The 10,332-nt window shown below is 52.4% G+C and carries 10 protein-coding genes; 6 read left to right on the forward strand and 4 right to left on the reverse strand.

The window, feature by feature from the left end:
* Positions 1-241: 241 nt before the first annotated feature.
* The gene (locus IQ219_RS10695) at positions 242-1,486 is read left to right on the forward strand and encodes a cyclic nucleotide-binding domain-containing protein (protein WP_228016947.1); all 1,245 of its coding nucleotides are present in this window, start codon (positions 242-244) and stop codon (positions 1,484-1,486) included.
* Positions 1,487-1,497: 11 nt separating this feature from the next.
* Here the strand turns inward: IQ219_RS10695 and recA are convergent, their stop codons facing one another.
* Positions 1,498-2,562 (reverse strand): recombinase RecA, encoded by a 1,065-nt coding sequence (gene recA / locus IQ219_RS10700; protein ID WP_190599171.1) that lies wholly within the window; start codon positions 2,560-2,562, stop codon positions 1,498-1,500.
* Positions 2,563-2,719: 157 nt separating this feature from the next.
* On the opposite strand from recA, the gene IQ219_RS10705 reads away from it, so the two are divergent.
* A complete protein-coding gene (locus IQ219_RS10705) occupies positions 2,720-3,943 on the forward strand; it encodes an ABC transporter permease (protein WP_194072586.1) in 1,224 nt (407 codons plus the stop codon).
* Here IQ219_RS10705 and IQ219_RS10710 read toward each other — a convergent pair.
* Positions 3,940-4,437 (reverse strand): transcriptional repressor, encoded by a 498-nt coding sequence (locus IQ219_RS10710; protein ID WP_190599169.1) that lies wholly within the window; start codon positions 4,435-4,437, stop codon positions 3,940-3,942. The two genes, IQ219_RS10705 and IQ219_RS10710, sit on opposite strands and share 4 nt — an antisense overlap.
* 350 nt (positions 4,438-4,787) lie before the next feature.
* On the opposite strand from IQ219_RS10710, the gene IQ219_RS10715 reads away from it, so the two are divergent.
* Positions 4,788-5,609, forward strand: a complete 822-nt coding sequence (locus IQ219_RS10715) for a creatininase family protein (RefSeq protein WP_194072587.1) — start codon at positions 4,788-4,790, stop codon at positions 5,607-5,609.
* 58 nt (positions 5,610-5,667) lie between these two features.
* Positions 5,668-7,203 (forward strand): bifunctional phosphoribosylaminoimidazolecarboxamide formyltransferase/IMP cyclohydrolase, encoded by a 1,536-nt coding sequence (purH, locus tag IQ219_RS10720; RefSeq protein WP_194072588.1) that lies wholly within the window; start codon positions 5,668-5,670, stop codon positions 7,201-7,203.
* A gap of 163 nt (positions 7,204-7,366) precedes the next feature.
* On the opposite strand, the gene IQ219_RS10725 is transcribed toward purH, so the two are convergent.
* Together IQ219_RS10725 and IQ219_RS10730 are read right to left on the reverse strand one after the other, a co-directional pair.
* Entirely contained in the window at positions 7,367-7,768 is a 402-nt protein-coding gene (locus IQ219_RS10725; protein WP_190599166.1) for a hypothetical protein, read from the reverse strand.
* A 35-nt stretch (positions 7,769-7,803) separates the two neighbouring features.
* On the reverse strand, positions 7,804-8,787 hold the full coding sequence (locus IQ219_RS10730) for a class I SAM-dependent methyltransferase (protein ID WP_190599165.1): 984 nt from the start codon (positions 8,785-8,787) through the stop codon (positions 7,804-7,806).
* Between the two features lie 44 nt (positions 8,788-8,831).
* On the opposite strand from IQ219_RS10730, the gene IQ219_RS10735 reads away from it, so the two are divergent.
* Both IQ219_RS10735 and IQ219_RS10740 read left to right on the forward strand, forming a co-directional pair.
* Positions 8,832-9,140 (forward strand): DUF3067 family protein, encoded by a 309-nt coding sequence (locus tag IQ219_RS10735; protein ID WP_010874344.1) that lies wholly within the window; start codon positions 8,832-8,834, stop codon positions 9,138-9,140.
* Positions 9,141-9,173: 33 nt separating this feature from the next.
* Positions 9,174-10,332, forward strand: a 1,159-nt coding sequence (locus tag IQ219_RS10740) for a serine/threonine-protein kinase (RefSeq protein WP_194072589.1), incomplete at its 3' end; no start/stop codon positions are given.

Raw genomic sequence — 10,332 nt, forward strand, 5'->3', positions numbered from 1 at the left:
AGCCCCGGCGAATAACCCCGTGGCTCCTAATCCACCCCCACCAACCCCAGCATCACAGGAACCGGGGGGATTTGCACCGGAACCGGTCTTGGACGACTCCATTCCCGTAGATTGGTATTAGATGTCTGGCTACCCATGCTCCATGGACCTTGCCTCTAGCCCACCCTCTAGCAGTTAATGGAACTGGGAAAGATTCAGTCCGATAACCATAAATTTGCTTAGAACGGTGGAAAACCTTGCTTTGACCGCTTTCTTTCAGGGTATTTTGGGCGCTTCCAGCATGGCCCTAGGGGCTTTAATTGCTGTGGCTTGGCAACCGGGACGAAAATTTCTAGCGGCGGTGATGGCCTTTGGTAGTGGTACTTTGATGGCGGCGATCGCCTTGGAAATTGCCAGTGCCGTTTACCGTAGTGCCAATGTGGTGGTTTTGGTGGGGGGATTTTTATTCGGGGGAGTTTTATTTATTAGTCTGAGTAAATACATTGATGAACATGGGGGCTTTTTGCGTAAACCCGCCGTCAGTCGTCGCTATGTGGTGGAACACCAAATTCTTGAATCCCATGAGCTGGTGGACTACCTTGCCCATAGTGAGGTGATGAACGCCTTGCCTGAGGAGGAAAAGCATCAGCTAGCGGCCCTACTGACTCCCCACCACGCCCAGCCGGGGGAACCGCTCTGCCGGGAAGGGGACCAGGGGGATTATTTTTATTTGATCGGTGGCGGTGAAGCGGATGTGTATAAGGGGACAACCTGGGTTAATCGGCTGAAATCCGGCGATATTTTTGGGGAAATGTCTTTGCTCACCGGGGAGCCCAGATCCGCCACAGTAGTAGCCTTCACTCCCATGGAACTGTATCAACTCGATAAGGAAAATTTTGCCCATATTCTCAGCCAGTCTCCCCATCTAGCCCTGGCCCTGAGCCGCAAACTTGCCCGCCGTTTGCAATTGGCCACGGACTTTGAAGCAATTGTTCCCCCCACAGATACAGTTTCGGTGTTAGAACCACTGGCGGAAGGCGATCGCCAGGTGTTGACAAAATTGGCCCAAAGTTCCGCTCCCATGGCCATTTTGGTGGGCACACTGTTCGATAACATTCCGGAGTCTATGGTGATCGGCATGAATACCCATGTCACCCCCTGGGGCGGCGCTTTTTTGTTTGCTGTGTTTATTTCTAATTTTCCCGAAGCTCTTTCCAGTTCCTTTGGCATGAAACAGGCCGGCATTTCTAACCGCAGAATTTTAACCCTCTGGTTTGGGGCCGTGGTGGCCAGTGGACTCATTGCCATAGTGGGCTACGCCATTGGCCAGAGTGGCACCCTATTACTGGTGGCCCTGGCCCAGGCGATCGCCGGCGGAGGAATTTTAGCCATGTTAGCTAGCACCATGATGCCCGAAGCCTATGAATTGGGAGGGAGTTCCGTGGCCTATGCCACCATCGTTGGTTTTTTAGCCGGTTTTTTGATTTCCGCTTCCCATATTTCTTAGGTTTTCTTGGCTTAAAAATCCCCCTCTTCTCCCTGTTCTTCCGCCCCATCCTCTGTGTCCACCGGAAAAACTGCATTAATTAACGACAATTTTTCCCGTACCTGTTGGTCGATGGTGGCGGCGATTTCCGGATTTTCCTCCAGGTATTTGATGGCATTATCCCGACCCTGGGCGATGTTTTCGCCGTTGTAGCTATACCAAGCCCCTTTGCGGGTAATGACATCACATTTTTCCGCTAGGTCAATGGTGCAACCCATGCGGGAAATGCCCTGGCCGAAGATAATGTCAAACTCAGCAATGCGGAAGGGGGGAGCCACTTTATTTTTGGCCACTTTCACCTTGGCCCGGATACCGTATTCCCCTTCGGTGCCTTTTTTCAGGGTTTGAATACGGCGAATGTCTAAACGGACGGAGGCGTAGAATTTCAACGCATTACCCCCAGTGGTCACTTCAGGGCTGCCGTAGGTGACCCCAATTTTTTGTCGTAACTGGTTGAGGAAAATCACCAAACAGCCCGATCGCCCGATGTTACCGGCAATTTTCCGCATGGCCTTACTCATCAAGCGAGCTTGGGAACCCACCGACGTATCTCCCATTTCCCCTTCAATTTCCGCCCGGGGTACCAGGGCCGCCACCGAGTCCACCACAATAATATCCACCGCCGTGGAGCGCACTAACTGGTCCACAATTTCCAGGGCCGACTCGCCGTTATCGGGCTGGGCCACCAAGAGGTTATCGATGTCCACCCCCAGGGCTTTGGAATAAACGGGGTCAAGGGCATGTTCCGCATCCACAAAGGCCGCCACTCCTCCTGCCTGTTGGGTGGCCGCCACCGCATGGAGGGCCAATGTTGTTTTCCCGGAACTTTCAGGGCCGTAAATTTCCACAATCCGACCCTTGGGCAAACCGCCCCCCAGGGCCAAATCTAGGGTTAAAGCTCCAGTGGAAATGGTTTCAACCCGCATTTGGGTGGCATCCCCCAAGCGCATAATGGCCCCCTTACCGAAGCTCCGCTCAATCTGGGCTAGGGCGGCGTTGAGGGCTTTTTCACGGTCGGAAATGTTGGTAGTGGCCATGGATGTATGGGGATTGCAGAAGGAAATTCTATCTTAGATGCTCGGGACAGAATTTTAACTCAATTTAACTTTCCCCTGGGGCTGAGGGCGGTCAAATCGAAGAAATCGATAAAATAAACTAGATGCACTAGCGGAAGCAACCCAAGCAGAGGTAACGGTGATTGAATTTCGGGAAAGTTTGAGAATGGCCACTAGTATGTTGCTGGCCAATAAACTCCGCAGTAGTTTGACCATGTTGGGCATCGTCATCGGTAATGCGTCCGTTGTGGCCATGTTGGGCATTGGCCAGGGAGCCCAGGAGTTGGCCACTTCCCAGTTGGAAGATTTGGGCCCCAATGTGCTGTTTGTGTTACCCGGTTCCCAACGTAATCGTCGAGCTAGTTTCAATTTACCGAAAACCTTGGTTTTGAGTGACGCCGAGGCGATCGCCGACCAAGTGCCCAGTGTGGCCGGGGTGGCCCCGGAGATTAACCGACGGTTATTGGTGTCCCATCGGAGCCTCAACACCAACGCCACTGTGGTGGGCACTACCCCCGAATATCCCGCCATTCGTAATTTTGCCGTGGCCCAGGGGCGCTTCCTCAACATTCTGGACCTGGAGCGCCATCGTCGGGTAGCCGTGCTCGGTAGTGAGATTGCCGATCGCCTTTATCAAACCCAAACCCCCCTCGGTCAGAATATTCGCATCAACAATATTACCTTTGAAGTCATTGGCGTCATGGAAACCAAGGGTTCTTCTTTGGGCAGTAACCAAGATGAATTTATTTTCATTCCCCTGGATACCATGGTGGCCCAACTGGTGGGTAGGACTTCCCCCTACGGCATCGAATTGAGTTGGATCAACGTTAAAGCCCAGGATGGTGACTCGGTGCGGGCGGCCACTTTCCAAATGGAAAACCTCTTGCGTCTGCGCCACAATATCCAAAACGGGGAAGATGACTTTGGCGTTAGTTCTGCGAAGCAAATGCTAGATATTGTCAACACTATCACCGGGGGACTGACCATTCTTCTGGCGGCGATCGCCGGTATTTCCCTGATTGTCGGGGGTATTGGCGTGATGAATATTATGTTGGTGTCCGTGACAGAACGCACCCAGGAAATTGGCCTGCGTAAAGCCCTCGGGGCCGGGGAACAGGACATCCTCAGTCAATTTCTCATTGAAGCGGTGATCGTTTCCGCCAGTGGTGGAGTAATTGGCGTCGTATTAGGCATGGCCATTGTGGTGATCGTTGGAGCCCTTTCCCCCCTCATCACCATTATTTCCCCCACCGCCGTAGTTGTTTCCCTGACCATTTCCGGTAGTATTGGTCTCTTTTTTGGTGTGGTTCCCGCCCGTCAAGCAGCGAAATTAGACCCCATTGTGGCCCTGCGTAATGCTTAAGCTAGGGAAATACTGCGGGTGCAAGCCCAATTGCTGGGCAAAGTGGAAGGCCAACCCATACGAATAGCTTCAGGACAGATGGTGGTAACAGTTAACTGACAATCGATCAACTGAAAGCCCTCTTTTTCGCACTGCTTTAAACTCTGCTTGAGGATGGAATCATTCTTAAATTCAATGGTGCGGTTACATTGCACACAGACCACATGGTGATGGTGATGGGGTGAAGCCTGTTGTAGCTCATAGTGCTTATGCCCCTCCGCCAATTCCAACTCCCGCAGAATGCCCATGCGGGACATCAATTTAACACTGCGATAAACTGTGGAGAGGCTAATCTTTTCCTTTTCTTCTTCCAGACGGTGGTGTAACTCTTCGGCACTGAGGTGTTCCCCTTCTGGCAAATTTTGAAAAATATTGAGGATTTTTTCCCGCTGGGGAGTCAGTCGCCAGCCACGGGCATTAAGTTCGGCTTTGAGGGAATCGGCGGTGTAGGACATGTTCTATGGGGGCGCTTAGAAGCAGTCTGGGCGATGGGATCCATCATAGTCGCTAGGCTCGCTAGTTGCAATAGTGGAATCTTATTGAGAATTGATCCCATAAAAAGTGTCATTTGTGTTCCCCGCTTAACCCCGGAGATGGTTAGGGAAAAGGTTAAAATTTCCCCAACTTAGCCAACAAACAGGTCAAAATTTCGCTTCAATGTTTATTAACTGGGTAGAAGATGGGTTTTAGCCCATGGGATCGAGGCATGGCATAGCTAGCGCCACAATAACGATTCAACTCTCGATACAGCGCCGACAATGGCAAAAAATTTCGTTAAGGTTAAGGCATATTTAAACCTCTGACCATGCTACATTCCGCCGTCATTCCTCCCCAGCGTTATTTTGCCTACCTGACTTGGACGGACATTGAGGCTCTGCCGGATAAAGATAAAACCATCATTATTCAGCCCCTGGGTTCCATTGAACAGCATGGCCCCCATTTACCCCTGGTGGTGGATGCGGCCATTTCTGAGGGGATTTTGGGCAAGGCATTGCAAACTTTAGGGGCGGAAATTCCGGCCTATGTCCTCCCGACTTTGTACTATGGCAAGTCCAACGAACATATAGGTTTCCCTGGGGTAATCACCCTCAGTGCAGAAACTTTGTTGGCTATTCTGAAGGAAGTGGCGGCTAGTTTGTATCAATCGGGCTTCCGTAAATGGATTTTGCTCAACTCCCACGGTGGCCAGATTCAGGTGTTGGAAATTGCGGCTCGGGATCTGCACCAAACTTACCCAGATCTGCAAATTTTTCCCTTTTTCACCTGGCGCATGCCCCATTGTGCGGCGGATTTACTCACCCCCAAGGAGATGACCCACGGTATCCATGCGGGGGATGGGGAAACCAGCTTGATGATGGCCCTCTGGCCGGAGCTGGTGCGAGAAGATCGTTTGGTGAAGGAATTTCCCCAGGGGATTCCCGCCGACGGCGAATTGCTGAGCATGGAAGGAAGTTTGCCCTTTGCTTGGTTAACGAAAGAAGTGAGTCGCAGTGGGGTGATGGGTGATGCCACCGTAGCCACCAAAGAGAAAGGGGCGGTTTTGCTGGATTGTCTGGCCGATGGTTGTCGTCAGGCGATCGAGGCGGTGTACCACTTCCAACCCCCTAGTCTGGACAGGAAAGGGTAAGGGAGTCCAACTCCTGGGGGATAATGGAGGACGGAAAAATTACCAAGAGGAGAAGGCAATGGCCCGTTTAGCCCTGCTGAGTGTGTCTGACAAAAGTGGCATTGTGGAGCTGGCCCAACGGCTAGTGAATGAATTTCAGTTTGACCTGATCAGTAGTGGTGGCACTGCCAAAACCCTCAAAGAAGCTGGGGTCCCCGTCACCAAGGTGAGTGATTACACTGGGGCACCGGAAATTTTGGGTGGTCGGGTAAAAACGTTGCATCCCCGCATCCATGGGGGCATTTTGGCTCGGCGGGATTTAGCTAGTGACCAAGCGGATTTACAAGCCAACGATATTCGTCCGCTGGATCTGGTGGTGGTTAACCTTTATCCCTTTGAGCAGACCATTGCTAAGGCCGGGGTAACGGTAGCCGAAGCGGTGGAACAGATTGACATCGGTGGCCCCGCCATGATTCGAGCCACTGCCAAAAACTTTGCCCATACCACCGTCCTCACTAACCCCAGCCAGTACGGAGCTTATTTGACTGCTCTACAGGAACAGGGGGAAATTCCCTTAGCTCTGCGCCAACAATTCGCCGGGGAAGCCTTTGCCCTCACCAATGCCTACGACCAGGCGATCGCCAATTATTTCAGTGGTTTAAACGAGGACAGTGCAACCCGATTTGGCATTAGCGGCACATTGCGCCAGCCGTTGCGTTATGGAGAAAATCCCCATCAAAGTGCAGGCTGGTACCAAACAGGGCGAGAGGCGACGGGTTGGGCTAAGGCCGAGAAACTCCAGGGTAAGGAACTGAGCTATAACAATTTGGTGGATTTGGAAGCGGCCCGGCGCATTATTAATGAATTTGACTCCACTGAACCGGCGGCGGTGATCTTAAAACATACCAATCCCTGTGGTGTGGCTTTAGCTCCCACGTTGGTAGAAGCCTATCAAAAGGCTTTTAATGCCGATGCCACCTCTGCGTTTGGAGGCATTGTGGCCCTGAACCAATCCTTGGATGGCCCCACTGCAACGGAAATGGTGAAAACCTTTTTGGAATGTATTGTGGCCCCCGGTTGTGATGACCAGGCCAGGGAAATTCTAGCCAGGAAAAATAATTTGCGGGTCTTAATTCTCCCCGATCTGGCCACCGGCCCCAGTCAAACCATTAAGGCGATCGCCGGCGGATTTTTAGTGCAGTCGGCGGACGATGAACGGGAAGATCCCAATGTCTGGCAGGTGGTGACAGAAAAACAACCCAGTGCGACAGAGTTGGCGGAATTGGCCTTTGCCTGGAAAGTGTGCAAACACGTTAAATCCAACGCCATCACCATTACCAAAAATAAAACTACCCTGGGGGTGGGAGCGGGGCAAATGAACCGAGTCGGATCCGTGGAAATTGCCCTGAAACAAGCGGGGGCAGAAGCCCAAGGAGCTTGTCTGGCCAGTGATGCCTTCTTTCCCTTTGACGATTCCGTCCGCACCGCCGCCGCCGCTGGCATTACCACCATCATCCAACCGGGGGGCTCCATGCGAGATCAAGATTCTATCCAAGCGGCCAACGAATTGGGCCTAGTGATGATTTTCACTGGCCTGCGTCATTTCCTCCACTAGAGGGGGTTGGCAAAGTCCCCTAGTTTCACGACTTTGAAGTTAGGGGAAACCAAGACAAACTTTAAAACTCCCCAGCTTCAGCGGCTCCATGGAGGGCAAAATTAACCCCTGGCAAAACTTTCCTGGACTTGGCCAGTGCCAGCCTCAATTGTTGACAGATTGTTCAGCCAACCCAACTTTTTAGGGCCCAACCCAGCACCAAACCCAGGCCACCAAAGCGGATTATTTGCCAAAACACATCCCCCATCAAACCCCGCCGTAGACCATCCCAAAACATTTTTTGCAACTGGCGATCGGTCAACAGTTCACTCTCTAATTCCAGGGATAACGCTTCCAACTCCGAACGGATGCGGGCCAATTCCTGCTCCAATTCCGCCTGGGCTTCCCCCTGGAGCCTGGTTTCCACATCGGCACGATATTCCTGGATTTGTTGTTGCTTGGCCCTCTGGGATTGAACCTCGTCGTAACGGGTTTGCAGTTTTTGCAAAGACTGGGTCAGGGCGGCCAGGGCTAAGCCAAAATTGCTATCACTATCTCCGTTCGGTGCGACAAAAGTTTCTTCCATAGCAGGTTACGACGGGTCAAAGTCAGGAATGGCGACTAGGGTTGTACGGAAGCGATGACAGTGCGATGCCGGGGACTATTGGACTGAATACTCACCTGGTCGAAACCGGCTTCCAATAATTCCTGCTCCACATCCAAAGCAAAATACTGGTCCATAAAAGGTTCCGTGCTTTTCAGCAGGGTCATAATATGGGCTGGCATGGTCAGATAAGCCTGGGAGCGGGGATTCATATCCATAAAAGTGAAATGGCCGCCGGTTTTTACTAAGCGCCGGGCTTCGCGAAAAATGCGCCGGGTGGGTTCCTGGGGCATTTCGTGGAACAGCAGAAAAGCGGAAACTAGGTCAAAACTTTGGGCCTGTAGGCCAGTGGCTTCCGGTAGGGCGTGAACCCAATTAATGTCGGCTCCTTTTTCCTGGCCGTGATGATGGGCAAGGGTGACGTAGTAGGGGGAAAAGTCCAACCCGGTCAATGCCGCTTGCGGGTAACAGGCTTGCAAAGTGAAGCTACTCAGGCCCACAGTGCAATGCAAATCAAGGATAGTTTGGGGTGCTTGGGGCAATTGGGCTAGCAAAACATCGTGGTAACTACGCCGTAACTGAGCGTCGCCCTGGGCCCCGGCTTCTGGATAAAGGCTGGAATGAACCGCGTTGGCGGCCACTTCAAATTCAAAGGCCGCGTCCCAACACATATGGCCTTGGTCATAGCCATGGAAAGAGGCGTTGTAATAGTCGGGATAGGTGAGGTCTTGGTTGACCACTGACCCCCAATCCCCTTGCCAGTCCTGCTGTTGGTATTGTTTCACCGTCTCCCGCCAAGGGATACCGAGTCGCTCCGCCCGTTTGATCATCATGGAACGCGCTTGCCATTTAGCCACGTTCCACAGGGGCTTGACGGCCAATAATCCATTGACGACCTGACTCATGGCAGTGGGGGCAGGGGTGGCGGTGCTGACAGTCATGGAATGCTTTAATGGGACTAGGGAAAATTGTCGCTGAAAAATCCAAACCTGTCTAGGCATGGGCATCAAGCGGCGATCGCCTGGGGCAATTTCGGTGTTGAGCCATGACCGGTAAACAGTTACACCAGTTGATTGTGGACAAATGGGGTTATTCCTTCGATGTGCAATTGCGACGCATCAAAGACCGCATTTTTCTACAGATTATGTGGCGGTACCTGGAACAGGCCTCCTTTCCCCTCTCCGAAGAGGATTATTTCGCTAATCTAGAGGCGATCGCCCAGTATCTCCAGGCCTGGGGAGGGGGGGAACAGGTGCAACAGTTCATCGCTCAAACCAAAGAAAAACCCCGCCTAGGTAAAGCAGTTAGTATTCCCCTGGAACTTGGGGCCAGGGCCGCAGAATGGTTTATTTGAAAGCTGGACAAGCTAGGAGCATAGGGCATTGCTATGGTTACCCCACTAAAGCTACTCAACAATCGCTACCGAATTATTGAAACCCTAGGAAGAGGGGGGTTTGGGGAAACTTTTTTAGCCCGGGATACCCACATGCCCTCGGCCCGGAAGTGTGTGATCAAACACCTCAAACCGGTGCTGGAAAATCCAGAAATTCCCCCATGGTTAAGGGACAGATTCCACCGAGAAGCGGCCATCCTCGAAGAGTTGGGAGAGAACCATGCCCAGATTCCCCAACTGTACGCATATTTCAGTGAAGGGGAAGATTTTTACCTAGTGCAGGAATGGATTCCCGGGCTGACCCTCACCCAAGCCCACGCCCAAAAGGGGAATTTTTCCAGCACAGCGGTGGAGGAATTGCTGCTGGGCATTTTGCCGGTGTTGCAGTTTATCCATCAACGGCGCATTATCCACCGGGATATCAAGCCCGACAATATTATTCTGCGGGAAGCAGATGGTAAGCCAATTCTGATCGATTTTGGCATTATCAAAGAAACCATGGGCACGTTGGTCAATCCCGATGGCCGCAGTGCCTATTCCGTGGCCTTGGGTACCCCTGGTTACATGGCTTCGGAGCAGGCCGCTGGGAGGCCGGTTTTTTCTAGCGACCTTTACAGTTTGGGGCTCACGGCTATTTTTTTGCTTACCGGTAAAACCCCCCAATATTTGACCAGTGACAGCCGCACCGGAGAAATTCTTTGGCGACAGGGAGCGCCCCAAGTCAGTCCTACCCTGGCTAAGGTCATAGACCAAGCGGTACGCTACCATCCCAGGGAAAGATTTAGTTCCGCTACCGCCATGGCCCAGGCCCTCCAGGGCAGTTTTAGTAATGTTTCCATGGCTACAGGCGATCGCCAAGGAAATACCAACGGCAATGACAAAATTAAACCGGGGCCCCAACCCACCGCTCCAACCCTAGTGGTAGGCTCCCCCTATAACGCCAACGACACCCAAGCCACCAAAGTTTATAGCCAGGAATTTACCGGGTATAGCGAAACCCAGGAGGGTTCACCGTTGATCAAGTGGGTAGTTATGCCCCTGGTTGTCCTGCTGGTGATTGCCGGAGGCATGGCGGCAGGATTTTGGGTCACCAACCAACGGCGCAATAATCCCCCCCCCACGGTGGAAGAATCCCCGGAGGAAACTCCTACAC

The sequence above is a fragment of the Synechocystis sp. LEGE 06083 genome (assembly GCF_015207725.1).
GTDB classification, from domain to species: domain Bacteria; phylum Cyanobacteriota; class Cyanobacteriia; order Cyanobacteriales; family Microcystaceae; genus Synechocystis; species Synechocystis salina.

Excerpts from the sequence above, each read along its gene's own strand:
- IQ219_RS10735 (WP_010874344.1), top strand. The coding sequence starts at position 8,832 with ATGACCGGTAAACAGTTACACCAGTTGATTGTGGACAAATGGGGTTAT.
- IQ219_RS10730 (WP_190599165.1), bottom strand. The coding sequence starts at position 8,787 with ATGCCTAGACAGGTTTGGATTTTTCAGCGACAATTTTCCCTAGTCCCA.
- IQ219_RS10715 (WP_194072587.1), top strand. The coding sequence starts at position 4,788 with ATGCTACATTCCGCCGTCATTCCTCCCCAGCGTTATTTTGCCTACCTG.
- IQ219_RS10710 (WP_190599169.1), bottom strand. The coding sequence starts at position 4,437 with ATGTCCTACACCGCCGATTCCCTCAAAGCCGAACTTAATGCCCGTGGC.
- IQ219_RS10725 (WP_190599166.1), bottom strand. The coding sequence starts at position 7,768 with ATGGAAGAAACTTTTGTCGCACCGAACGGAGATAGTGATAGCAATTTT.
- purH (WP_194072588.1), top strand. The coding sequence starts at position 5,668 with ATGGCCCGTTTAGCCCTGCTGAGTGTGTCTGACAAAAGTGGCATTGTG.
- recA (WP_190599171.1), bottom strand. The coding sequence starts at position 2,562 with ATGGCCACTACCAACATTTCCGACCGTGAAAAAGCCCTCAACGCCGCC.